A 24,975-nucleotide genomic window follows, 5' to 3' on the forward strand; every position below is an offset into this window, starting at 1 on the left:
TCCTCCTCACTTTATTATTCGTGAGAAGGATGGAAAATTAGATTTTTTTCTCAATTGGGGCTACACTAGCTAAGAGTTTTTTCAGACCGACTTCTGGGAAATTGATTTTTAGTTCCTGAGTATCACCGCTACCAGAGACTTCCAGAACAGTTCCCTCTCCCCACTTCTTGTGGAGAGCAATATCCCCAATAGACCAGTTGGTATCGCTTGAATCTTTTTTATTTCCGGATGTAAACTGTCCAAACGGAAGACCACTTGACTGGATAGAGCTTGGTGCAGCATTGCGTTTCCGTTCTTGAAGGGCCTGAGCTAAGCTCATACCTTGACCGAAAGCAATCCCACCACTGCTATAAGAGGCTTTAAAGCTAGTATTCGCTGGACAGGCCAAACCTTGATACTCGAGCAAGTCCGAACTGATTTCATTGATGAAACGTGTTGGACGGTTATAATTTGTACGACCGAAAAGCAAGCGAGAGTTGGCATTGGTCAGATAGAGGATCTTTTCTGCTCGTGTGATACCGACATAGGCCAAACGGCGTTCTTCTTCCAGTTCATCTGGATCTTCAGCTGCACGGCTAAGGGGAAAGACATTTTCCTCCATCCCAATGATAAAGACAACTGGGAACTCAAGTCCCTTAGCTGCGTGCAAGGTCATCAAGGTCACTTCTGATGTCTCCTGACTGCCTGAATCCGTATCAGCAATCAAAGCCAAGTCATTCAAGAAACGACTAAGTTTATCTAAACCTGTTTCCTCTTCTTGACTATCAGGATTATCGTCAAAATTCTTGGTAACAGATAGGAACTCTTCGATATTTTCAACCCTTGCCTTGCTTTCTAAGGTCGCTTGGGCATTGAGAATATCGATATAACCAGTTTTTTCTAGAACAGCCTCAACCAGCTCGGTGATAGTTAATTGATCCAGTTTTTCTCGCAAATCCAAGATCATATTGGCAAAGTCCCAAATTGACTGGGCTGCTTTTCCTTTGATGCCAGACAACATGATATTGGCTGAAGCATCCAGCATAGACATGTCTTGCATATTGGCAAAGTCACGAATTTTCTCAACGGTTCCTGGGCCAATTCCTCGTTTAGGCTCGTTGATAATGCGCTCAAAACTGATATTATCACTCAGATTGGCAATGAGATTAAGGTAGGCGATAATATCACGGATTTCCTTACGGCTGTAGAACTTGGTCCCTCCGACCATAGTATAAGGAATATTGGACTTGAGCAGGGCTTCCTCAATAGTACGAGACTGGGCATTAGTCCGATAAAGAACTGCAAAATCTTTGTGGAGGAAGTTTTGACTACGACCAAGTTCATCGATGGTTTTTGCTACAAAAACAGCCTCGTCTTGTTCGTCATTTGCGCGATAATAAACGATTTGCTCTCCATCAGCATTCTGGGTCCAGAGATTCTTAGGTCGACGGTTTTTATTGTTTTTGATGACGTCATTGGCAGCTTGGAGAATGGTTTTGGTTGAACGGTAATTTTCCTCTAACAAAACGACCTTGGCGTTAGGGTAATCTTTCTCAAAATCCAATATATTCTGCATATCAGCCCCACGCCAACCATAGATAGACTGGTCAGCATCACCGACCACGCAGATGTTTTTAAAGCGTGAAGCCAAGAGTTTGACCAGTTGGTATTGGGCATGGTTGGTATCTTGGTACTCATCAACGTGAATGTATTGGAACTTCTGCTGGTAGTAGGTCAAGACATCAGGATTTTGATCAAAGAGACGCAGGGTCAACATGATCAAATCATCAAAGTCAACGGACTCAGACTGACGAAGTTCTTTTTGATAGGCTGTGTAACACTGAGCCACGATTTGCGTGTACATATCTCCAGCTTGAGCTGTATAAGCCACATCATCAATCAAGTCATTCTTAGCATTGGAAATGGAACCCAAGATTGTCCGTTCATTCCATTTTTTAGGATCCAAGTTTAATTGCTTGAGAATGCGTTTCATGAGGGTTCGCTGTTCACTAGGATCTACAATAGTGAAATTACGATTGTAGCCAATATGATCCGCATCGCGACGCAGGATACGAACACACATGGAGTGAAATGTCGCAATCAGACAGTCCTGAGTAGCTGGATTAAGACCATAAGCACGCTCTTTCATCTCACGCGCAGCCTTGTTGGTAAAGGTAATGGCCAAGATATTCCAAGGATTGACCATCTTTTCATCAATCAGATAGGCAATGCGGTGGGTCAAAACACGGGTCTTTCCTGACCCGGCACCTGCCATGATTAACAGAGGTCCTTCTGTCGTTTGTACCGCCTCAGCCTGACGGTCATTCATTCCATTCAATAATGCGTTCATTTTCTCTTCCTTACTCTTGAAGTCAATGTTTCTATTATATCAGAAATCAGGTAAAATAGAAACTTTACAGAGAGTAGATTTCCTAACTAACCTAGGCTTTCAAATCATCAGGAGGAGTCAACGACTTTTGCATCCAAACGATATCATGCCATTTCCCAAACTTATAGCCTATCTTAGGAAAATGAGCCACTTGTTTATACCCCCTCTTTTGGTGAAGAGAGATACTTCTATCATTTGGCAAAGCGATACAAGCTAAAAATCGTAAAAAACCTCTAGACTCTAGTTCTTCCTCTAGATGGTCATATAAAATACTCCCTAAACCTTTTCCTTGGGCTTCTTGGTGCAAATAAATAGAAAGTTCAACTGACCAATCATAGGCTCGCCTATCATAATAGGTAGAAGCATAGGCATACCCTAAAATTTGACCTGCCTCCTCTAGCACTAGATAAGGATACTTAAGCAAGGTCTTTTGGATTCTTCTTTGAAATTCCTCAGCACTTGGAATTTCATATTCAAATGTAATGGCTGTATTAAGGACATAAGGAGCATAAATAGCAAGCAGTTCTGGAATATCAGACTCCCTTACTGTTCGAATAGTTGGCATCTAGTTTCCTTTCTAAACACGAAAATGAGTTTGGATAAGTTTTCCAAACTCTTTTAATATCATCTAAATATTAGAACAATCCTAGAACGGTTCCATCACTTTCAACATCCATATTAAGAGCGGCTGGACGTTTTGGAAGGCCTGGCATGGTCATGACATCACCAGTTAGGGCAACGATGAAACCTGCACCCAATTTTGGTACCAATTCACGAATGGTAATTTCAAAGTTTTCTGGAGCTCCGAGTGCGTTTGGATTGTCTGAGAAACTATATTGCGTTTTAGCCATACAGATTGGCAATTTGTCCCAACCATTCTGAACGATTTGGGCAATTTGCGTTTGAGCTTTCTTCTCAAAGTTCACTTTGCTACCACGATAGATTTCAGTGACAATCTTTTCAATCTTTTCTTGGACAGAAAGGTTGTTGTCATATAGGCGAGTATAGTTGGATGGATTTTCAGAGATAGTCTTCACAACTGTTTCGGCAAGTGCTACTCCACCTTCTGCACCATTGGCCCAGACACTTGCTAGTTCAACTGGTACATCGATTGAGGCACAGAGTTCTTTCAAGGCCTCGATTTCAGCTTCTGTATCTGAGACAAATTCATTAATCGCGACAACTGCAGGTACTCCAAATTTACGGATATTTTCAACGTGACGTTTTAAGTTAGCAAAACCTGCACGAACTGCTTCTACGTTTTCTTCTGTCAAAGCATCTTTAGCAACGCCACCGTTCATCTTGAGGGCACGAAGGGTTGCGACGATGACTACCGCATCTGGAGAAGTAGGCAAGTTTGGTGTCTTGATATCAAGGAATTTCTCAGCACCGAGGTCTGCACCAAAACCAGCTTCAGTAACAGTATAATCAGCCAAGCGAAGGGCTGTGCTTGTTGCCAAAACAGAGTTACATCCATGAGCGATATTAGCAAATGGACCACCATGTACAAAGGCAGGTGTACCGTAAATTGTCTGAACCAAGTTCGGTTTGATAGCATCTTTCAAAATCAATGCCAAAGCACCCTCAACCTGCAAATCACCAACAGAAACTGGTGTACGGTCATAGCGATATCCGATAACGATATTCGCCAAACGACGTTTCAAATCTTCAATATCAGTCGCCAAGCAAAGAATGGCCATGATTTCGGAAGCTACGGTAATGTCGAAACCATCCTCACGTGGAATACCATTTAGAGGACCACCAAGTCCAACGGTAACATGACGAAGGGCGCGGTCGTTCAAGTCTACTACACGTTTCCAGAGGATACGACGTTGGTCAATACCCAACTCATTCCCTTGGTGCAAGTGGTTGTCAATCAAGGCAGAAAGAGCATTGTTAGCAGTTGTAATGGCATGCATATCCCCGGTAAAGTGAAGGTTGATGTCCTCCATTGGCAACACTTGAGCATAACCACCACCGGCTGCACCTCCCTTAATCCCCATGACTGGACCAAGAGATGGTTCGCGAATAGCAATCATGGTTTTCTTGCCAATCTTATTCAAGGCATCCGCCAAACCAATGGTAATAGTTGATTTCCCTTCACCTGCAGGTGTTGGATTGATGGCAGTAACCAAGATCAATTTACCAACTGGATTGCTCTCAACTGCACGAATTTTATCAAAGCTGAGCTTAGCCTTGTACTTTCCATACAATTCCAAATCATCGTAAGAAATACCCAGTTTCTCTACAACATCAACGATTGGTTTCAGCTCAATACTCTGTGCGATTTCAATATCTGTTTTCATTCAAAACTCCTCTAGCCTCTAATTTGATAATTCATTATAACACAAAACAAGATTTTTAACATCCATAAACTCTCTAAACGTTCGTAAATATCCTGAATTTCAAGAATTTTAGAGCCCTTTGAAAAATTTTATATGGCTTTATAGTTTGAAACTATAGTTAATCTTCGCTTTTACCAAAAATTTATCGCTTTCATTTTACTTACTGTTTATTTTTGTGTACAATAGTGCTATGAAAATTTTAGTCACATCGGGCGGTACGAGTGAAGCTATCGATAGTGTCCGCTCTATTACTAACCATTCTACAGGTCGCTTGGGGAAAATCATCACAGAAACCTTGCTTGCTGCGGGGCATGAAGTTTTTTTGATAACGACAAAACGAGCTCTGAAGCCAGAAGCTCATCCCAACCTAAGCATTCGAGAAATTGATAATACCAACGACCTTCTAGTTGTGATGCAAGAACTTGTTAAGGAATATCAGGTCTTAATCCACTCAATGGCTGTGTCTGACTACACTCCTGTTTATATGACGGGACTTGAGGAAGTTGAGGCTAGCTCCAATTTGGAAGAATTCTTAAACAAGCAGAATCATCAAACTAAGATTTCTTCAACTGATGAGGTTCAGGTCTTATTCCTGAAAAAAACACCCAAAATCATCTCTCTAGTCAAGAAATGGAATCCGGCTATTCATCTGATTGGTTTTAAACTTCTTGTCGATGTTACTGAAGATCATCTTATTGAGGTTGCTAGACAAAGCCTTGTCAAGAACCAAGCTGACTTAATCATAGCAAATGATCTTACTCAAATATCAGCATATCAGCATCGGGCAATCTTTGTTGAAAAAGAGCAACTCCAAACCGTTCAAACCAAAGAGGAAATTGCAAGTCTTCTACTTGAAAAAATTCAAACATACGATTCATAGAAAGGAAAGCCATGGCAAATATTCTCATCGCAGTGACAGGTTCCATTGCCTCCTATAAATCAGCTGACCTGGTCAGTTCCTTGAAGAAACAAGGCCATCAGGTCACTGTCTTAATGACTGAGGCAGCTAGAGAGTTTATCCAACCGTTGACACTACAGGTCCTCTCTCAAAATCCTGTCCACCTTGATGTCATGCAGGAACCCGCTCCTGAGCAAGTCAATCATATCGAACTAGGAAAAAAAGCTGACCTTTTTATTGTTGTCCCTGCTACTGCTAATACCATTGCAAAGTTAGCCCACGGATTTGCGGACAACATGGTGACAAGTACAGCACTTGCCTTGCCAGACCACGTCAAAAAGTTAGTCGCACCAGCCATGAATACAAAGATGTATGACCATCCGGCAAGTCAGGCTAATCTAAAAACATTAGAGACCTATGGTTATCAGATCATCTCTCCAAAAGAATCTCTACTAGCCTGTGGCGATCACGGCAAAGGCGCCCTAGCTGACCTAAATACTATTTTAGAAAGAATAAAGGAAACCCTCGATGAACAAACGCTCTAACATTGCACCGATTGCTATCTTTTTTGCAGTTATGCTCGTTATCCACTTTTTGAGTTCTCTTCTATTTAACCTTTTCCCATTCCCGATTAAACCAACTATCGTTCATATTCCAGTCATTATTGCTAGTATCATCTATGGTCCTCGCGTTGGAGTTACACTTGGTTTTCTTATGGGGCTATTGAGCTTAACGGTAAACACGATTACCATTCTTCCAACCAGCTACCTCTTCTCACCATTCGTACCGAACGGAAACATCTATTCTGCGATTATCGCTATTGTCCCTCGCGTTTTGATTGGACTGACACCTTACTTGGTTTATAAATTATTAAAAAACAGAACGGGTCTCATCTTTGCTGGTGCTCTCGGTTCACTTACAAATACAGTTTTTGTACTTGGGGGAATCTTCTTCCTTTTTGGAAATGTCTTCGACGGCAATATCCAAAAACTCCTGGCAACCGTTATTTCTACAAACTCAATTGCCGAGCTTGTCATTTCTGCCGTTCTAACAGTAGCAATTGTCCCCCGTCTCGAAACCTTGAAGAAATAAAAAAACAACTCCACTTTCATCCTGAAGGTGGAGTTTAGCATTTAAAACATGAGAAACATCAATAGAATGTGAAAGCCAAAGCGCAGGAGCTGATACGAAAGAGGTGTAGGTTGCTGGCTTTTCTGCCTATCCAAGTATAGGGTTAGAGATAGTAAAACCAAACCAAATGCAATCACCATTCTGACGAGATAGGCAATTTCCATAATAGCAGCCGCCAAGAGAATACCTAATAAGGGAAGGCCGAAAAGTGAAAGAGCCAGGGCACCTGCCAATAGAGAGAGTAGCGAAAGGACCAATAAACTATAAACTAGGAAACGAGTCCAACCTGAGACTACTTTCCCTTCACTTTTCTGTTTTGACATCATCACGATTACCACGATTAGGTAAACAACAAGTATCATCACATTTTCTCCTAAATCAAAAAATTCTTTACCACATTTTAACCAAATTTTCCTGAAAAATCAATAATGCTTCTTGACTTGATTAGTGATTTATTGTACTATACTTGTGTATATACAGATAAATGGAGGTTCTTATGGATATACGGAAAAAAACGCAGTTTATGACTATGACTGCCCTACTCACTGCAATAGCGATTTTGATTCCAATCATTATGCCTTTTAAAATCGTTATCCCACCGGCTTCTTACACCCTGGGAAGTCATATCCCCATCTTTATCGCCATGTTTCTTTCGCCTTTGATGGCTGCTTTTGTGATTATTGCTTCTAGTCTTGGTTTTCTGATGGCAGGCTATCCGCCTGTTATTGTACTCCGTGCCTTCTCTCACATTGTTTTTGGTACTTTGGGGGCTTTGTACTTAAAGAAATTCCCTGAAACCTTGGATAAACCAAAGGCATCTTGGATTTTTAACTTTGTTTTGGGTGTTGTTCATGCTATCGCTGAAGTAATAGCTTGTATCATCTTTTATGCTACTTCAGGGACAAATGTTGAAAATATGTTTTATGTTCTCTTTGTCCTAGTTGGTTTTGGCACAATCGTCCATAGTATGGTAGACTATACATTAGCACTAGCTGTCTATAAAGTGCTTCGAAAACGTCGCTAAAAGGAAAAACTATGACAAAGGATCGCAAACAAGCTCTTCTCAAACTGTTAAAAGAGGCACCAAAAGCTCTCAATGGTCAAACTTTGGCTGAACACTTCCATGTTACGCGCCAAGTCATTGTACAGGACATCGCTATTCTCCGAGCAGATGGAGCTCCTATCCTATCCACTAATCGTGGTTATATCTACAAAGAAAATGATGCCAGCCCCTACGTTCACAAACTCTTTAAAGTGAAACATGAACTGGAAGAAATCGGTCAGGAACTTCTAGCTATTGTAGATAATGGCGGACGCGTTCAGAATATCTTAATCGATCATCCCGTTTATGGCGAAATTGAAACCCTACTCAAACTCACTTGCCGCCGAGATGTCCAGCACTTTCTGGAACAAGTCGAGAATTCAGACTTTAGACCCCTTTCTGAATTGACAGACGGCATCCATTACCACCTTGTTGAAGCAGAAACACAACAAGACCTCCACTATATCGAGGAGGCCTTGGATCAGTTAGGTTATTTGGTAAAAGACTAGAAAATTTCTTTCTCCCAGCCGTCCTCTGTACGGTGGCGATAGAAGAACTCAGACTTGTCAGGTGCTTCCATCATTTCCATCAGAGGCAACATATCATAGGCCAGATCCAAATTTGGAATCTGGTCTTTTTGTACCCAAGATACTTCTCCTTCATCTGAAGATTGGAGATTCCCAGTAAACTCTGTCGCCTTATAGCAAACGACGATGTAGCGCCCACCTGTATCTAAGGGCCAATTTTTAATACCAACCAGTTGGGGATTCTGAATCGTTAGACCGGTTTCTTCATAAATCTCACGAATGACAGACTCGGCAAAGGACTCGCCATTCTCAACATGTCCTCCTGGAAAGGCATAGCCAGACCAGCGATTATTTTTAGGAGAGCGGTATTGCATGACTACTCGCTTATTTTCTAGATCTTCGATTAGACAGATGTTAGTTAAAATGGTTGCTTGCGCACGGGACATGGATTTTCTCGCTTTCTAAGTTGTTATATGCCTTTTTCGAACTTAATATCAGATTTCATGATGAATGGATTAATCAACTCGTGATGTTCATAAGTACTACGGGCCAAAAAACCTCTAACAATGATGATTTCTTTATCTTGTATGTGATAGTCTATATTAATGGGAATAGCTGGATCCGAGATAATTGACAAAGCAAAAAATGCTCCAAACCAAAGATAAAGTGCCACCAATCCACTAAATAATTGAAAAATAAGGTGGTACCATTGAAAATCTCTTATTCTATAAAAGATTCTCCATGGATGGATTAAGAAGGCTAAACAAAGAACGAAAAACCAACTATTCCACAAAATCGGCGTAAAAGATAGGCCAAAAACCAACAAGATCAAATGAAGGATCACAAAAGCTAGCAAAGCCAAATAGAGTGTCTTAAACGAAATTAACTTACTTAGATTTTCTTTTGTCATGATTTTTCCTTTTTTTATCATTATATTTTAAAACCACCATCAATATCGCTGGAATGATGAAAAAGATTAGATAGGTAGTAATTGGAAGCCAGATGTAGCGATAATCGATAGATAATAGGGAAGGAATTTTTTTAACATTTCTCCCTTTCACCCCAACAATTAAGTGGAGGAGAAAAATAGGTCCGTTTATGAATAGAAAAGTTTTTAAAAATCCTTGTACTGAAGCCTTATTGCTAAAACCATCTCTAAAAATACCTTGATAGAATGTGTGAACCAAAAAGACAAAATTCATAATAATTGGCAAGACATAGGACATTTCTTGATATGATTTCGGGATAAGTGACGTCCCGAACAACACATACATGATAGCAAAAATAGAAAATAATATTATGCCACCATCCATAACAGAAGCAATCTTTGAATGTCTTTCCAGCCACAATTGGACGTGAGCTATCAAAGAATACTTTTTCTGGATTTTTCTAATTTGTCTATTCTGTTGTTTGACCTTCTTTTGTTTCTTAATCTTTCGCTCCATTTACGCCTCCTTCTTCTCTTTTCTATCCGTATAATCAAAAGCAGAATGCCCAGCCCCAAGAAAAAGAAAAAGAGATAACTTACAATAGGGACCCAGATATATGCTGGATCCATAGAAATTATGGGAGGGAAATTCGTTGACTTACGACGTCCTAGCCAATTCAGACCTACCAAGAGATGAAAGGGAAAAAGAAGACCATTGAACCCAATAAATCCCCATGAAAAGTAACGCCATTTCTGAAGTTTATCACTACTAAAACGAAAGACAAGGAAATAGGTTGATAAGATCAGAAGGATAAGATTGAAACTTAATGGGGAAAGATAGTTTATGTTCGGTAATTGGTAACTAATGTAAGAGGCGGCAAGAAATGATACAAACATAGATCCAAATAATACACTCGTATCCAAAAGTTGACCAATCCTTCTGTGCCTTTCCATCCAAAGAAAAATCCTCTTGGTCCAAGAAGGCTTTTCTTTTGTCTTGTACTTCATTTGCCTACTCATCTTCATTTTCATCTACTCCTTTTTTTGAACCTTTAGAGAGAAAGAAAATTGCCAAAGTTAACATCAAGACTAGAAGATAGACGACAATAGGAAACCAGATATAGGATGACTCCAGCGAAAACAACGGTGACAGAACAACTCTTCCTCTTTTTCTCACGCCAATCAGTTGAAAAATGAAGCTAAGGATATTGATATAAATGAAAGGTTCACAAAATCTTTTAAGGGTCCTTTCTTTTTCAGTTTTCACTGACAAAAAGAGAGCATAGAACCTATTACCCAAGATAAAAAGATTCAATTGCAAGGGAAATAAGAGCTCTCTGTACCGAAAATCAGCTGGAATGCTTTTGTTCTGTGATGTTGTAAATTCTATAACTAGGAACAAGATGATATAAAAGACAATATCAAACATAAATTTGATAAATCGATGCCCTTGTAACCAAAAACGTACTGAATCTAACCATGATGACTTCTTATACTTCGTCTCTTTCAATTTCATAATAACTTCTTTCCATTTAAAATATCTGCTAAAACGTATAGGTGGTATAGATTCAAAGTTAAATTTTAAGATTTAAAATTTCCTAATTCTGTTCTTTTCGTAACTTATCAGTTTATGATTCTGAATCTTTAAAGAAACACCACTACCTGAACGATATCCTTTAGCACCATAGTAGTAAGAAACCTCATAAAAGGCATCTGGCAACTCGGCATTATCTATCCCATTTGAAATAAATCCTGTCAGTCCGCCTTCACTATCGAAATAATCTTTCTCACCCTCTTCTAAAACAGTATCTTTATAGCTAACACTTCCTTTAATAATTCCTTTTTCCAGAAATTCATCAATAGGGAGGTCATATAAACCTTGAAAAGCTTTTCCTTCCTTATGATTCTTTTCGATGAGGGCATAATAGTCTTGGATATTGTCAGATTCAGTATCGACACTCCAGTAACTATTCACGAATTCCAAATTGGGATTTTCATATTGCTTGAAAAAACTCTCTACCTTTTCTTTGTTAGAAACACTGACAGGATCCTGGTTGAGTAACTGATCTGCTATATGTGAAAATTGATGTAACATCGTTTCAATAGTTCCATCGTATGCCAGTGCTTCATACGTTTTTTTAGAAGTACTGGAAGATTTAGGATCAAATATCAAACTATCACTAACAGTGACTTTCCTACCATTAACTTCTTCACTATAATCGTATTCAATTTCATACTCTACAGAAGGCCACCTGTATCTAGAATATTTAGTAACCTTTACATCTCCTTCAAAACCATATAACTTTAAGGTGCTTCTTGTTACACTCTCAATTTCAGATTTAGATGGTCCTGAAAAAGTATTATGAGTATTATGAAATGTAACTAATAAAATGACTACAAAACTTATAAAACAGGCTGAGAGGATAATTGCGATAAAACTGAAATTCAACACTAACGCTTTTTTCATTACTTCATTCTCCTAGATAAACATATTTAAATTTATTTCACTACCCCAACACCTTGACTTCCTCAGCTACTTTTTGCAGATATTTTTGCCTTGTAGAATTTGTATTCACCTCACGCCCTAACTCGCCTAAAATTGAAACTTTCTTTGTTTTGATTCCACAATGATTCAGGACAGCATTCTTTAATACTGATATTCCATAACTGTCTGGAATATTGATAGAACCTGAAAATACTTTGTACCACCATGTTGGTGCCATTGATGTCGCGTAAATACTGGCTGTTTTTCCTTTTAGTAACTTTTTAAACTGCTGACCTCTTAAGTAGTTCCAAATAAAACTTCCTTTATTATTGGCAGAGTAAGCAATTCCTGGCGTGAAAACACGATCGATCCAACCCTTCAATAAACTAGGCATACTACTCCACCAAATTGGATAAACAAAAATGAAATGATCTGCCCACTGGATTAATTCCTGAGAGCGAAGTATGAAGGAGTCCTCTTCCATCCGTTTTCGATAACCATAACGTAACACAGGATCAAAATCTATCTCATTTAGGTTAATAGATTCAAGCTCATGATGATTTGAGTCAATATTTTCTACAATCGTTCGAAAAATTTCTTGACAGAAACTTCCCTTGTCAGGATGTCCATTGATGACTAAAATTTTCATTCGTTTTCTCCTATTTAATCCAACGCCTTGACTTCCAACATCATATCTCGAATTTGGGCAGCAAGTTCAAAGTCAAGCACTTCGACGGCTTCTTGCATTTGTTTCTCTAGTTTCTTGACGAGTTCTTTGCGTTCTTGTTTGTTGAGGCTGTTGATATCGACTTCCTTGTCCTCTTCTTTAGCAACTGCCTTAGTTACAGCAATCAGATCACGGATTTCTTTCTTGATTGTCTGAGGCACAATACCATGTTCTTCATTATAAGCCATCTGGATTTTCCGACGGCGGGCCGTCTCATCAATAGCACGTTGCATAGACTGGGTAACTGTGTCAGCATACATAATCACATGCCCTTCGCTGTTACGAGCAGCACGACCAATAGTCTGGATGAGTCCACGTTCATTACGAAGGAAGCCTTCCTTGTCAGCATCAAGAATAGCTACGAGACTCACCTCAGGAACATCAATCCCTTCACGGAGGAGATTGATTCCGACTAAGACATCAAATACACCCAAGCGTAGGTCACGGATAATCTCCGTCCGTTCCAAGGTCTTGATATCCGAGTGCATATACTTGACTTTGATGCCCATTTCTTTGAAGTAGTCGGTTAAATCCTCTGCCATTTTCTTGGTCAAAGTTGTGATAAAGGTTCGTTCGTTCTTTTCAACACGGGCATTGATTTCACCCAAAAGGTCATCAATCTGTCCCATAGTCGGACGCACTTCTACCTCAGGGTCCAAGAGACCTGTCGGTCGAATGATTTGCTCAATCACAGTCTCGGTCTGTGCATTTTCATAGTCACCTGGTGTCGCTGAAACGTAAACAATCTGATGCACATGGCTTTCAAACTCTTCGCGACGTAAAGGACGATTGTCCAAGGCAGACGGCAAACGGAAACCATAATTGACCAACATTTCCTTACGAGAACGGTCACCATTGTACATGCCTTTGATTTGCCCCATGGTCATGTGACTTTCATCAATCATAATCAAGAAATCATCTGGGAAGAAGTCAAGAAGCGTATAAGGAGGCTCGCCTTCGCTTCGACCATCCATGTGGCGTGAGTAGTTTTCAACACCGTTGGTATAGCCCATCTCACGCAACATCTCAATATCATACTCTGTTCGCTGTTTCAAACGCTGGGCTTCTAGCAGTTTACCTTCCTTCTCAAAGACAGCTAACTGCTCTTCTAACTCTGCCTGAATCTTAGCAATCGCAACCTCCATATGGTCGTCATTGGTCACAAAGTGAGTGGCTGGGAAAATCGCTAAATGATCCACTTCTCCCAATACTTGACCTGTCAAAGCCTCAACCTCACGGATACGGTCAATCTCATCACCGAAAAACTCCACTCGAAAAGCGTGCTCATCTCGGGAAGCTGGGAAAATCTCTACCACATCCCCACGCACACGAAATCTTCCCCGTTGGAAATCAATATCGTTACGTTCAAACTGAATATCGACCAAGTCATTCAAGAGTTTATCACGAGAAATCTCAAGACCTGGACGCAAACTCACGACACTATCAGCGTATTCCTTGGGCGAACCTAAACCATAAATACAAGAGACAGAAGCTACGACAATGACATCATTACGCTCCAGAAGGGCTGAAGTCGCTGAGTGGCGGAGTTTGTCAATCTCGTCGTTAACAGAACTGTCCTTTTCAATATAGGTATCGCTAGAAGGTACATAGGCCTCAGGTTGGTAATAATCATAGTAAGACACAAAGTACTCAACTGCATTTTCAGGGAAAAATTCCTTGAATTCTCCATAGAGCTGACCAGCAAGCGTCTTGTTATGAGCAATGACCAAAGTTGGTTTATTGACTTTGGAAATGACCTGACTCATGGTGTAGGTCTTCCCTGTACCCGTCGCCCCCATCAAAATTTGGGCCTTTTCTCCACCCTCAATATTGTCAACCAACTGCTCAATCGCTTGGGGTTGATCTCCTGAAGGTTCATATTTTGATACTAGTTTAAATTTATTATCTGTAATTCGATTTATCATGATTGCCTCATCTGCATTTTTCTATCCTTCTATTTTACCATAAATTTACTTTTCAGACTCTTCTCTAAGTTGATAAGAGCAAGGATTCTATGTTATATTTTCTTACATAAAATTCATAAAATTTGCCTTTTCATTCATTTTCTGATATAATGGGAAAATATTCGGAAAAGGAGACTAAAAATGAAGAAAAAAATACTAGCATGTTTGCTCATTTTATTTCCCATTTTCTCACTAGGTATGGCAAAAGCTGATACTGTTAAGATTGTGTCTGATACAGCTTACGCACCTTTTGAGTTTAAAGATTCAGATCAAACCTATAAAGGGATTGATGTTGATATTATCAATAAAGTCGCAGAGATCAAAGGATGGAACATCCAAATGTCTTATCCTGGCTTTGATGCAGCTGTAAATGCGGTGCAGTCAGGTCAAGCAGATGCTATTATGGCAGGTATGACAAAAACAAAAGAACGCGAAAATGTCTTTACCATGTCTGATACCTATTATGATACAAAAGTTGTCATTGCTACCACAAAGGCAAATAAAATCACCAAATATGAGGAACTTAGCGGGAAAACAGTTGGAGTTAAGAACGGAACTGCCGCTCAACGTTTCCTCGAAAGTATCAAAGATAAATACGGTTTCTCTATCAAAACCTTTGATACAGGTGATTTGATGAATAACAGTCTAAGTGCTGGTGCTGTAAATGCCATCATGGATGATAAACCTGTTATTGAGTATGCGATTAACCAAGGACAAGATCTCAGCATCAATATGGATGGTGAGGCTGTTGGAAGCTTTGCTTTTGGTGTCAAGAAAGGGAGCAAGTATGAACACTTGGTTACCGAGTTTAATGAAGCCCTAGCACAAATGAAGAAGGATGGTAGCTTGGAGCAAATCATCCAAAAATGGACAGCTTCTACAACTACGGCAAGCCCAACGACAACTACTGCTGCTGGACAAAAAGCTACTCCAGTGAAAAGCAAGTACATTATTGCCAGCGACTCATCTTTCGCCCCATTCGTCTTTCAAAATTCAAGCAATCAATATACCGGTATTGATATGGACCTCATCAAGGCTATTGCCAAAGATCAAGGTTTTGAAATTGAGATTACCAACCCAGGATTTGACGCAGCCATTAGTGCTGTTCAAGCAGGACAAGCAGATGGTATCATTGCTGGTATGTCTGTAACAGATGCCCGTAAGGAAACCTTCGACTTCTCAGAATCATACTACACAGCAAATACGATTCTCGGTGTGAAAGAATCAAGCACGATTGCTTCTTATGAAGACCTCAAGGATAAAACTGTCGGTGTTAAAAACGGAACTGCTTCTCAAACGTTCCTTACTGAGAATCAAAACAAATACGGTTATAAGATTAAAACCTTTGCAGATGGCGCTTCAATGTATGACAGTCTGAATACTGGAGCTATTGATGCTGTGATGGATGATGAGCCAGTTCTCAAATATTCTATCAGCCAAGGTCAAAAATTGAAAACACCAATCGCTGGAACTCCAATCGGTGAAACAGCCTTTGCGGTTAAAAAAGGAACAAACCCTGAATTGATCCAGATGTTCAATAATGGACTTGCTAACCTCAAAGCTAACGGAGAATTCCAAAAGATTCTTGACAAGTATCTAGCTAGCGAAACTTCAACTGACTCTACAAGTACGGTTGACGAAACAACTATCTGGGGCTTGCTTCAAAACAACTACAAACAACTTCTTAGTGGACTTGGAATCACTCTTGCCTTAGCACTTATTTCATTTGCAATTGCCATTGTCATCGGTATTATCTTTGGTATGTTTAGCGTTAGCCCATACAAATCTCTTCGTCTGATTTCTGAGATTTTCGTTGACGTTATCCGTGGTATCCCATTGATGATTCTTGCAGCCTTCATCTTCTGGGGTATTCCAAACTTCATCGAGTCGATTACAGGCCAACAAAGTCCAATCAATGACTTTGTAGCTGGTACTATCGCCCTCTCACTCAATGCGGCAGCTTATATCGCTGAAATCGTTCGTGGTGGGATTCAAGCTGTTCCAGTTGGGCAAATGGAAGCCAGTCGCAGTCTTGGTATCTCTTATGGAAAAACCATGCGTAAGATAATCTTGCCACAAGCGACTAAATTGATGTTGCCAAACTTTGTCAACCAATTCGTTATCGCTCTTAAAGATACAACCATCGTATCTGCTATCGGTCTGGTGGAACTTTTCCAAACTGGTAAGATTATCATCGCCCGTAACTACCAAAGTTTCAAGATGTATGCAATCCTTGCTATCTTCTATCTTGTAATTATCACGCTTTTGACTAGACTAGCGAAACGCTTAGAAAAGAGGATTCGTTAATGGCAAAACTAAAAATTGATGTAAATGATTTGCATAAGTATTATGGAAAAAACGAAGTTTTAAAAGGCATTACGACTAAGTTCTATGAAGGAGATGTTGTCTGTATCATCGGTCCTTCTGGTTCTGGTAAATCCACTTTCCTCCGTAGCCTTAACCTTCTCGAGGAGGTAACGAGTGGCCACATCACAGTAAATGGTTATGATTTGACTGAAAAATCAACCAATGTCGACCATGTTCGTGAAAACGTGGGAATGGTCTTCCAACATTTCAACCTCTTCCCTCACATGTCCGTCCTAGAAAATATCACTTTTGCACCTATTGAACACAAACGGATGACCAAAGAAGAAGCTGAAAAATTGGGGATGGAGTTGCTTGAAAAGGTAGGACTAGCAGATAAAGCTAATGCCAACCCAGATAGCCTTTCAGGTGGTCAGAAACAGCGTGTAGCTATCGCTCGTGGACTTGCCATGAATCCTGATATCATGCTCTTTGATGAGCCAACTTCCGCTCTGGACCCTGAGATGGTTGGAGATGTACTGAATGTTATGAAGGAATTGGCGGAACAAGGCATGACCATGATTATCGTAACCCATGAGATGGGATTTGCTCGTCAGGTAGCCAACCGTGTTATCTTTACGGCTGATGGTGAATTCCTGGAAGATGGAACTCCAGATCAAATCTTCGACAACCCGCAACACCCTCGTCTAAAAGAGTTCTTGGATAAGGTCCTAAATGTATAAAACAAAACTGTAAGGTTCTCCTTACAGTTTTTTAATTGCGTATTGGATTTTTTGTTTTTTTTGAAAATTATGATAAAATAAAAACTATGATAATGAGGAAATCTCATCCCTAGTCCAACTAGGAAAAAATATAGAAATTAGGTAGCTAGATGTCATCAAAGGTTATTGTTACAATTTTCGGTGCGAGTGGAGATTTAGCTAAACGCAAACTCTACCCTTCCCTTTTCAGACTCTATAAATCAGGCAATCTCTCTGAGCATTTTGCTGTTATCGGAACAGCTCGTAGACCTTGGAGTAAGGAATATTTTGAATCTGTAGTTGTCGAGTCTATCCTTGATTTGGCAGATAGTACCGAGCAAGCTCAGGAATTTGCTAGCCACTTCTACTATCAAAGCCATGATGTGAATGATACGGAACATTATATTGCTTTGCGCCAATTACAAGCTGAACTTAACGAAAAATACCAAGCTGATCACAACAAGCTCTTCTTCTTGTCTATGGCACCTCAGTTCTTTGGAACCATTGCCAAGCACCTCAAATCTGAAAACATTGTTGATGGCAAAGGTTTTGAGCGCTTGATCGTTGAGAAACCATTTGGTACAGACTACGAAACAGCAAGCAAACTCAATGAAGATCTTCTTGCGGCCTTTGATGAGGAGCAAATCTACCGTATCGACCATTACCTAGGTAAAGAGATGATTCAGAGTATCTTTGCTGTGCGTTTTGCCAACATGATCTTTGAGAATGTTTGGAACCGCGAACACATCGATAATATTCAAATTACCTTTGCGGAACGCTTGGGTGTTGAAGAACGTGGTGGCTACTATGATCAATCTGGTGCCCTTCGTGATATGGTGCAAAACCATACACTCCAACTCCTCTCTCTTCTAGCCATGGACAAACCAGCTAGCTTTACAAAAGATGAGATTCGTGCTGAAAAGATAAAGGTCTTTAAAAATCTCTATCATCCAACTGAGGAAGAATTGAAAAAACAGTTTATCCGTGGTCAATATCGCTCTGGTAAAATCGATGGCATGAAATACATTTCCTATCGTAGCGAGCCAAATGTCGACCCAGAATCTACAACAGAAACCTTTGCATCTGGCGCCTTCTTTGTAGATAGCGACCGTTTCCGTGGTGTTCCCTTCTTCTTCCGTACTGGTAAACGTCTGACTGAAAAAGGAACTCATGTCAATATCGTCTTTAAGCAAATGGACTCTATCTTTGGAGAACCATTGGCCCCAAATATCTTGACCATCTATATCCAACCAACTGAAGGATTCTCTCTTAGCCTCAATGGTAAGCAAGTCGGTGAAGAATTTAACCTGGCACCAAGCTCTCTGGATTACCGTACAGATGCTACTGCTACTGGAGCCTCACCAGACCCATACGAGAAATTAATCTACGATGTTTTGAACAACAACTCAACCAATTTTAGCCACTGGGATGAGGTAAGTGCTTCGTGGAAATTGATTGACCGTATCGAAAAGCTCTGGGATGAAAACGGAGCTCCACTCTACGATTATAAAGCTGGAAGCATGGGGCCACAAGCTAGCTTTGACTTACTTGAGAAGTATGGAGCTAAATGGACCTGGCAACCAGATATCGCCTATCGTGAAGATGGCCGTTTAGAATAGCAAAAATATCCTGCAAGTCAATCTTGCAGGATATTTATTTTGTATTAAATCAAGCCTTCTAAGAGACCCTTCATAAAGTTTTCTGAGTTAAATTCTCCGATATCATCGATTTTTTCACCGAAACCAATTAATTTCACAGGGATATTGAGTTCTTCGCGGATAGCCAGAACAACACCACCTCGGGCAGTTCCATCAATTTTTGTCAAAACAATTCCTGTCAATGGAGTTATCTTAGAAAATTCCTTAGCTTGTACCAAGGCATTCTGTCCAGTTGAAGCATCAAGGGCAAGGAAGGTTTCATGAGGTGCCTCTGGAACGACACGTTTGATAATACGACCAATCTTTTCCAACTCGGCCATAAGGTTATCCTTGTTTTGCAGACGACCTGCTGTATCAATCATGAGAATATCAATTCCTTCTGCTACAGCACGTTCCATCCCATCAAAGACCACACTTGCTGGATCAGCTTTTTCAGGGCCCGTCACAACAGGAACATCAACACGACGGCCCCATTCAGCTAGCTGGGCCACAGCTCCCGCACGGAAGGTATCTGCCGCAACCAACATGACTTTCTTGCCAGCTTGTTTGTAGCGATGAGCTAATTTCCCGATAGAAGTTGTTTTCCCAACACCATTCACTCCAACAAAGAGCATGACTGTCAAGCCATCTTGGAAATGGATTTGTTCATCGTAGTTGCCATCCTTTTCGTAGAGCTCGACCAATTTCTCGATAATGACACGACGGAGCGCATCAGGCTTCTTAGCATTTTCGAGTTTGGCTTCATAACGTAGTTCTTCTGTTAAGTTTGAAGCGACTTGCACACCGACGTCGCTCAAGATGAGCAGTTCTTCCAATTCTTCGAAGAATTCTTCATCGACAGAACGGAAGTTGGCAAAAAAAGCATTCAAACGAGCTCCGAATCCCGTACGGGTTTTCTTTAGACTGCGGTCATATTTTTCCTGCACGGTTTCTTCAACCTGAGGAAGTTCTTCTTCTACTACTTCTGACGCTAGTTCTTCCTCAGTTTCTTGGCTCTCTTCTTCTAAAACTTCTTCAGGCTCTTGGCCTTGCTCTGTCTCATCAACCTCTTCTTGAACCGTTTCCTCAACTGTTTCTGGTTCAATCACTCCTTCTGTCAAGACCTGAGGAAGTTCTTCTTGAGCAAGAGTTGCTTCCACTTTGTCCCTTCCTGCCTCTTCCTGATTTGGTTCTTCGATAGCCGTTTGGTTTTCTTCAACCTCTTCTGACAAATCAAGATTTTCCAGAGCTTCTTTAACAATATCTTCGATTTTCGGCTCTTCTTTTTTCCCGAATAGACGGTCAAATAATCCCATATTTTAGTTCTCCTTTAGCACGTATTCTTCGATAGCCCAGGCAACGGCTTCCTCGTCGTTGGTCATTGGGGTAATCACATTGGCAACTGCCTTAACCGCTGGAACTGCATTTTGCATGGCAACTCCCAGACCTGCCCATTCAATCATGGAAAGGTCATTGGCCTCGTCCCCACAAGCCATGACTTGACTTTGATTGATTCCTAAGTGTTTAATTAATTTCGCTAAACCTGTTGCCTTGTGGACGTTTTTCGGTGACCATTCCAATAAGAGTTCACGCGATTTAAAGATTTCATATTGGTCAAATAATTCTGGAGAAATCTGTTGAATGGCTGCATCCAAGGGTTCTTGGGCAAAGGCAGTCACGCATTTATTATACGTCATCTGACTAGATAGATCCTCAAAAGCGACTGGCACGAAAGTCAGAGCTGGATTAAACTTAGCATAGAGACTTTCTTGGTCTGACTGGATTTGATAGACTGTTCCTTCTGAAATAGCATCTAACGGAAGTCCGAGTTTTTCAGTTTCCTCGTACAATCGTGCTACATCGTCGATTGAAAAGACGGTTTTATCGAGAATCTCTCCTGTGTTTTTTTGCACTAGACCACCATTAAAGGTGATGGTGTACTCGTCCTCCTGACCATCAGTCCCTAGCTCATGGAGAAAGAAATCCATAGCCTTCAAAGGACGACCTGTTGTCAGAACGACCTTGATGCCACGGTCACGCGCAGCTTTGAGGACCTCCTTGGTACGATCTGTCAGTTTTTTATCCGTTGTCAGCAAGGTGCCATCCAAATCAAGTGCAATCAATTTAATATCTGCCACTATAATCCCTCCATATAAGTCATCACTGATTGGTCCTTATGGTGGCCAATCACTGTCTCTGCTAATTCTAAAATCTCTGGTCGCGCATTTTCAGGAGCGATTGGGTGCCCGACGACCTGCATCATGTGAAGGTCATTGAGATTATCTCCAAACGCCATGACCTGATCCATGCTAAGCCCCAGTTTTTTTGTCAGCTCAACAATAGCCACACCCTTATCAACGTAGTCCAAGACAATGTCGATAGATTCAAAACCTGTGGTCATGGCTTTCACACCAGAAACGTTTTCATTAACCCATGCCTCACCAACTTCTATCGTTTCTTCAGTAAAGTTAGTAGTAAATTTAAAAATCTCATCTGTGATATCTTCCAAACTCGCTACTTTTTGAATGTTTTCATTGTAGTGACGGCTAAACATGAGATAGGTCTCATCCACTGTGTCCAAAACATAACAAGCTTTTTTCCCAGTCAGTAGCATTTTTCTTTCATCAAAATAGGGCGATTTCTTTAAGGCTTCAAAAGTGCTCAAGTAAAAGTCCCGAGACATCGTAGCCTCGTACATATTCTCTCCATGAAACTCAACATAACTCCCATTTTCAGCAATAAAAATCACTTCATCACGCACATCCGCAAATAGCTTTTTAAGGGACAAGATACCACGACCCGAAGCCACAGCAAAATAAATCCCCTTTTCCTTGTAAGAAACGAGTAAGTTTTTGAGGCGTTCCATATCAAACCGACCCTCACCATCTAGAAAGGTACCATCCATATCGGTTGCTACAAGTTTAATCATAAAATCCTTCATTCTCCAATTGATAAATCTATCTTCTATTATACCATAGATAAGTTTAAAAAGGTCCAGTACAGTAGGATAGCACTACTTTTTCGGAGAAACTTCAAAGGGCCTAAAAATTAGAATCGTAGAACTTTTTTCAGATAGTTTAAAAAGTTTGTATTCCCCTTCTCTTTTCTCTATAATGGAGAGAAAGGAGATGACTATGACAGAAATAAAACATGAAATTGATGCAAACTTTGCAGGACGACTCAATATCCTACGTGCGGGCGTTCTCGGTGCCAATGATGGGATTATTTCCATCGCTGGAGTGGTTATCGGAGTTGCTAGTGCGACAAGCAATATCTGGATTATCTTTTTATCTGGACTAGCCGCTATCCTCGCTGGTGCTTTTTCTATGGCAGGCGGCGAATATGTCTCTGTATCCACTCAGAAAGATACGGAAGAAGCCGCTGTTGCAAGAGAACAATTACTCTTGGATAAAGACATCGAATCTGCAAAACAATCCCTCTATGCTGCTTATCTTCAAAACGGTGAGTGTGAAACGTCAGCCCAACTCTTGACCAACAAGGCCTTTTTAAAAAATCCACTCAAAGCCTTGGTAGAAGAAAAGTATGGAATCGAGTACGAAGAGTTTACCAACCCTTGGCATGCTGCTATCTCTAGCTTTATCGCCTTTGTACTGGGAAGTCTTCCTCCTATGCTTTCGATCACCGTCTTTCCAAGTGACTATCGTATTCCAGCAACTGTTCTTATCGTAGCCCTTTCCCTTCTTATTACCGGCTATACCAGTGCTAAATTAGGAAAAGCTCCTACGAGAACTGCTATGATCCGTAACCTCTGTATCGGACTTCTCACCATGGGCGTAACCTTCCTCTTGGGACAACTCTTTAGTATCTAAGCTAAAAGAAATACCTCGACCAGCATCGAGGTATCTTTTTTACATTTGCACAATCTTGCGATAACTTCTTGAGGTAATCATAAAGATCAAAACATAGACGATGAGGAAGATAGCACAGATGGACAATGTAACGGTCAACATCATGGTCGCATCCAGCACGCCAATAACTTTTAGGATGAGGCTAAGCATATGATAGGCAAAAGCAAGGTGTAGGAAGGCAAAGAGCAATGGAAGGAAGAAAACAGTTAGAACCTGTTTGTTAATCGTTTGCTTGATTTGCTTTTGATCAAGTCCGACCTTTTGCAAAATGATGAAACGTTCACGGTCTTCATAGCCCTCAGAGATTTGTTTGTAGTAAATAACAAGAACTGTTCCTACCATAAAGATGATAGAGAGGAAGATACCGATGAAGAAAACTCCACCAAAGAGAGCACTCATCTGCGCACTACTATCAGCCAGATTGCTTCCGTAAACATAGCTTCCATCTTTGTTTATTTCTCTATTAAAGTTGTTAACGAATTTTGAATAGTCATCTGCAATTTTAAGTTGCTCGTCCTCACTAGCTGTTACATTCATACCCCCATAGTATTGATTAAAGATGGAAGAGTTAGGATGCTGTTCAAGAAAGGCTTGTAAGTCAGGAACAACCAAATAGTTATAGTCCGAAGTTAGAATATTGTACTGATTTGGGACATGTTCAAGAATAAAATCTTTTTTGATTTCTTCTTTGATCGTGTAGGTCTGGTTATTCAGAGTCAGTTCTTTCTGCCCTTGAAGTTCCTTGTTTTGAGCAAACAATCCAACTTCCTTACCTGAAAGTCCAAGTTTCTGTCCTGTCATATTCTCATAGTCTTTTTGGTCAAAGACCATAAAAATAGTTTTCGGTTGAACACGATTTTGACCTTTCTCAAAGATTGTCAATTTCGTACCTTCTTGATTTGCCACACCAAAGTTACTGTATGTAAGAACTTCTTTCTTTGTGACAGTCAATCCATTATCACTAGCATACTTGTTCAAGAGTTTTTCGATGTCTTCTTTTTCAACATTCTGTCCTGTAATCCCAAAATCATGTGGATTCATGACCTTCTTGAAGTTTTCTGAAGCCTTAAAAATGCTTGTTGCAGCAGACATAGTCACCAAGACCATGGTTGAAAGGATGGCAATCGTAGCCAAACCAACCGCATTTTTCTTCATTCGAAAGATAAGATTGGATACGGAAATCATGTTGTTAGGTTGGTAATAGTAACGCTTGTTTTTCTTCAAGATTTGTAGGAAAACTGTGATCCCTGCATTGAAGAGAAGATAAGTTCCCAAAATAACTAACAAAACTGCTACGAAGAAAATCAGAACAGCAGAAAGTGGATTTTCAACTGTTACTGCTAGGTAATAACCAGCTCCCAAACTAATCAGACCTAGAATGGTTTGAAGGCCTAAGAAACGTCCTTTTTTCTCACCACTGGCTTTTTCACGAGAGAGCTGAAGGGCATTCATGCGTGCGATGCGAAAGGCATTGATAAAAATTAGACCTAGGAAGATAGCTCCAAAGACGATGAGAACTAGGATGAAGACAATTGGTTGGAAAGTCGAAACGAGCTCCACTTTCATTTTCATCAGCTTCAGAAGAAGGGCAAAGATTAGCTTATCAAAGAGAGCTCCTAGACCGAGACCAGCTGTCAAGGTTAAGGAACCAAAAATAAGAAGCTCCTTAAAAACCATACTGATCAAATGGCGCTTTTCAAGCCCCAGCATACCATATACACCCAGCTCCTTGGAGCGGTTCTTCATGACAAAACTATTGGCATAAAGTACAATAATTCCAGAAGCGATGGTAACAACTACCATACCGAGAGCAAGGGTCATAGAGATAGTTTCTCCCCCTCGAATCTTACCAATGTTAGGATTAAGTGACAGTGAGTAAAAGAGATAGGTGATGGTCACAGCTAAGAGAACTGCTAAAGCAAAGGGATAGTAGAGTTTGCGGTTTTTGATTAAGTTCGAAACCGCTAACTTATTGGTCAATCGAAACAT

General features: G+C 40.4%; 24 protein-coding genes. 9 read left to right on the top strand and 15 right to left on the bottom strand.

The features are described 5' to 3' along the window. Window positions 1–37: 37 nt before the first annotated feature. The 3 genes from pcrA to E7Y33_RS06240 all read right to left on the bottom strand — a co-directional run bounded on the left by pcrA (window position 38) and on the right by E7Y33_RS06240 (window position 4,674). Window positions 38–2,329 (bottom strand): DNA helicase PcrA, encoded by a 2,292-nt coding sequence (gene pcrA, locus E7Y33_RS06230; protein WP_139689972.1) that lies wholly within the window; start codon window positions 2,327–2,329, stop codon window positions 38–40. A gap of 91 nt (window positions 2,330–2,420) precedes the next feature. Then, on the bottom strand, window positions 2,421–2,933 hold the full coding sequence (locus E7Y33_RS06235) for a GNAT family N-acetyltransferase (RefSeq protein ID WP_139689973.1): 513 nt from the start codon (window positions 2,931–2,933) through the stop codon (window positions 2,421–2,423). 70 nt (window positions 2,934–3,003) lie between these two features. After that, window positions 3,004–4,674, bottom strand: coding sequence for a formate--tetrahydrofolate ligase (locus E7Y33_RS06240; RefSeq protein ID WP_139689974.1), 1,671 nt, complete (start codon window positions 4,672–4,674; stop codon window positions 3,004–3,006). Window positions 4,675–4,903: 229 nt separating this feature from the next. On the opposite strand from E7Y33_RS06240, the gene coaB reads away from it, so the two are divergent. Genes coaB through E7Y33_RS06255 form a run of 3 tightly spaced genes read left to right on the top strand, consistent with a single transcriptional unit; the run spans window position 4,904 to window position 6,703 of the window. Beyond that, window positions 4,904–5,593, top strand: coding sequence for a phosphopantothenate--cysteine ligase (gene coaB / locus E7Y33_RS06245; protein WP_139689975.1), 690 nt, complete (start codon window positions 4,904–4,906; stop codon window positions 5,591–5,593). 11 nt (window positions 5,594–5,604) lie between these two features. Further along, window positions 5,605–6,156, top strand: coding sequence for a phosphopantothenoylcysteine decarboxylase (gene coaC / locus E7Y33_RS06250; RefSeq protein WP_125327984.1), 552 nt, complete (start codon window positions 5,605–5,607; stop codon window positions 6,154–6,156). Continuing rightward, window positions 6,140–6,703, top strand: a complete 564-nt coding sequence (locus E7Y33_RS06255; RefSeq protein ID WP_001042723.1) for an ECF transporter S component — start codon at window positions 6,140–6,142, stop codon at window positions 6,701–6,703. The genes coaC and E7Y33_RS06255 overlap by 17 nt, the downstream gene beginning before the upstream one ends. A 41-nt stretch (window positions 6,704–6,744) precedes the next feature. On the opposite strand, the gene E7Y33_RS06260 is transcribed toward E7Y33_RS06255, so the two are convergent. Beyond that, a complete protein-coding gene (locus E7Y33_RS06260; RefSeq protein ID WP_139689976.1) occupies window positions 6,745–7,104 on the bottom strand; it encodes a hypothetical protein in 360 nt (119 codons plus the stop codon). A 134-nt stretch (window positions 7,105–7,238) separates the two neighbouring features. Here E7Y33_RS06260 and E7Y33_RS06265 point away from each other — a divergent pair, with 134 nt between their 5' ends. Both E7Y33_RS06265 and E7Y33_RS06270 read left to right on the top strand, forming a co-directional pair. After that, the gene (locus tag E7Y33_RS06265) at window positions 7,239–7,766 is read left to right on the top strand and encodes an ECF transporter S component (protein WP_000354644.1); all 528 of its coding nucleotides are present in this window, start codon (window positions 7,239–7,241) and stop codon (window positions 7,764–7,766) included. Window positions 7,767–7,777: 11 nt separating this feature from the next. Further along, on the top strand, window positions 7,778–8,293 hold the full coding sequence (locus E7Y33_RS06270) for a transcription repressor NadR (protein WP_000159158.1): 516 nt from the start codon (window positions 7,778–7,780) through the stop codon (window positions 8,291–8,293). On the opposite strand, the gene E7Y33_RS06275 is transcribed toward E7Y33_RS06270, so the two are convergent. From E7Y33_RS06275 to uvrB, 7 genes are all read right to left on the bottom strand, one after another. Then, window positions 8,290–8,757, bottom strand: coding sequence for an 8-oxo-dGTP diphosphatase (locus E7Y33_RS06275; RefSeq protein ID WP_084849724.1), 468 nt, complete (start codon window positions 8,755–8,757; stop codon window positions 8,290–8,292). The genes E7Y33_RS06270 and E7Y33_RS06275 overlap by 4 nt on opposite strands. A gap of 23 nt (window positions 8,758–8,780) precedes the next feature. Beyond that, window positions 8,781–9,221: a hypothetical protein gene (locus tag E7Y33_RS06280; protein WP_049490656.1), complete on the bottom strand. Its 441-nt coding sequence runs from the start codon at window positions 9,219–9,221 to the stop codon at window positions 8,781–8,783. Continuing rightward, window positions 9,199–9,756, bottom strand: a complete 558-nt coding sequence (locus E7Y33_RS06285; protein ID WP_125388890.1) for a hypothetical protein — start codon at window positions 9,754–9,756, stop codon at window positions 9,199–9,201. Before E7Y33_RS06285 ends, E7Y33_RS06280 begins: the two co-directional genes overlap by 23 nt. A gap of 495 nt (window positions 9,757–10,251) precedes the next feature. Beyond that, window positions 10,252–10,755, bottom strand: a complete 504-nt coding sequence (locus E7Y33_RS09470; protein ID WP_139689977.1) for a hypothetical protein — start codon at window positions 10,753–10,755, stop codon at window positions 10,252–10,254. 72 nt (window positions 10,756–10,827) lie between these two features. Further along, entirely contained in the window at window positions 10,828–11,706 is an 879-nt protein-coding gene (locus E7Y33_RS06300) for a hypothetical protein (protein ID WP_139689978.1), read from the bottom strand. 40 nt (window positions 11,707–11,746) lie between these two features. Then, window positions 11,747–12,373 carry an NAD(P)H-dependent oxidoreductase gene (locus E7Y33_RS06305; RefSeq protein ID WP_084921827.1) on the bottom strand — a complete coding sequence of 209 codons (627 nt, stop codon included), beginning with the start codon at window positions 12,371–12,373 and terminating at the stop codon, window positions 11,747–11,749. 14 nt (window positions 12,374–12,387) lie between these two features. Then, window positions 12,388–14,376: an excinuclease ABC subunit UvrB gene (gene uvrB / locus E7Y33_RS06310; RefSeq protein WP_084921826.1), complete on the bottom strand. Its 1,989-nt coding sequence runs from the start codon at window positions 14,374–14,376 to the stop codon at window positions 12,388–12,390. A 180-nt stretch (window positions 14,377–14,556) separates the two neighbouring features. On the opposite strand from uvrB, the gene E7Y33_RS06315 reads away from it, so the two are divergent. From E7Y33_RS06315 to zwf, 3 genes are all read left to right on the top strand, one after another. Continuing rightward, a complete protein-coding gene (locus E7Y33_RS06315) occupies window positions 14,557–16,722 on the top strand; it encodes an ABC transporter substrate-binding protein/permease (protein ID WP_000726962.1) in 2,166 nt (721 codons plus the stop codon). Continuing rightward, window positions 16,722–17,462, top strand: a complete 741-nt coding sequence (locus E7Y33_RS06320) for an amino acid ABC transporter ATP-binding protein (protein ID WP_001096337.1) — start codon at window positions 16,722–16,724, stop codon at window positions 17,460–17,462. The genes E7Y33_RS06315 and E7Y33_RS06320 overlap by 1 nt, the downstream gene beginning before the upstream one ends. Window positions 17,463–17,611: 149 nt before the next feature. Then, window positions 17,612–19,099, top strand: a complete 1,488-nt coding sequence (zwf, locus tag E7Y33_RS06325; RefSeq protein ID WP_139689979.1) for a glucose-6-phosphate dehydrogenase — start codon at window positions 17,612–17,614, stop codon at window positions 19,097–19,099. Between the two features lie 44 nt (window positions 19,100–19,143). On the opposite strand, the gene ftsY is transcribed toward zwf, so the two are convergent. The 3 genes from ftsY to E7Y33_RS06340 are packed head-to-tail and all read right to left on the bottom strand — an operon-like array spanning window position 19,144 to window position 22,046. Continuing rightward, window positions 19,144–20,433, bottom strand: coding sequence for a signal recognition particle-docking protein FtsY (gene ftsY / locus E7Y33_RS06330; RefSeq protein WP_000522276.1), 1,290 nt, complete (start codon window positions 20,431–20,433; stop codon window positions 19,144–19,146). A 3-nt stretch (window positions 20,434–20,436) separates the two neighbouring features. Then, the gene (locus E7Y33_RS06335; RefSeq protein ID WP_139689980.1) at window positions 20,437–21,255 is read right to left on the bottom strand and encodes a Cof-type HAD-IIB family hydrolase; all 819 of its coding nucleotides are present in this window, start codon (window positions 21,253–21,255) and stop codon (window positions 20,437–20,439) included. Then, window positions 21,255–22,046 carry a Cof-type HAD-IIB family hydrolase gene (locus tag E7Y33_RS06340; protein ID WP_139689981.1) on the bottom strand — a complete coding sequence of 264 codons (792 nt, stop codon included), beginning with the start codon at window positions 22,044–22,046 and terminating at the stop codon, window positions 21,255–21,257. Before E7Y33_RS06340 ends, E7Y33_RS06335 begins: the two co-directional genes overlap by 1 nt. A 205-nt stretch (window positions 22,047–22,251) precedes the next feature. On the opposite strand from E7Y33_RS06340, the gene E7Y33_RS06345 reads away from it, so the two are divergent. Continuing rightward, window positions 22,252–22,947 (top strand): VIT1/CCC1 transporter family protein, encoded by a 696-nt coding sequence (locus E7Y33_RS06345; protein WP_139689982.1) that lies wholly within the window; start codon window positions 22,252–22,254, stop codon window positions 22,945–22,947. 39 nt (window positions 22,948–22,986) lie between these two features. Here the strand turns inward: E7Y33_RS06345 and E7Y33_RS06350 are convergent, their stop codons facing one another. After that, complete coding sequence (locus E7Y33_RS06350; RefSeq protein ID WP_139689983.1) at window positions 22,987–24,975, bottom strand: FtsX-like permease family protein; 1,989 nt, start codon at window positions 24,973–24,975, stop codon at window positions 22,987–22,989.

The organism is Streptococcus oralis, from assembly GCF_006175905.1.
Classification (GTDB): domain Bacteria; phylum Bacillota; class Bacilli; order Lactobacillales; family Streptococcaceae; genus Streptococcus; species Streptococcus oralis_BG.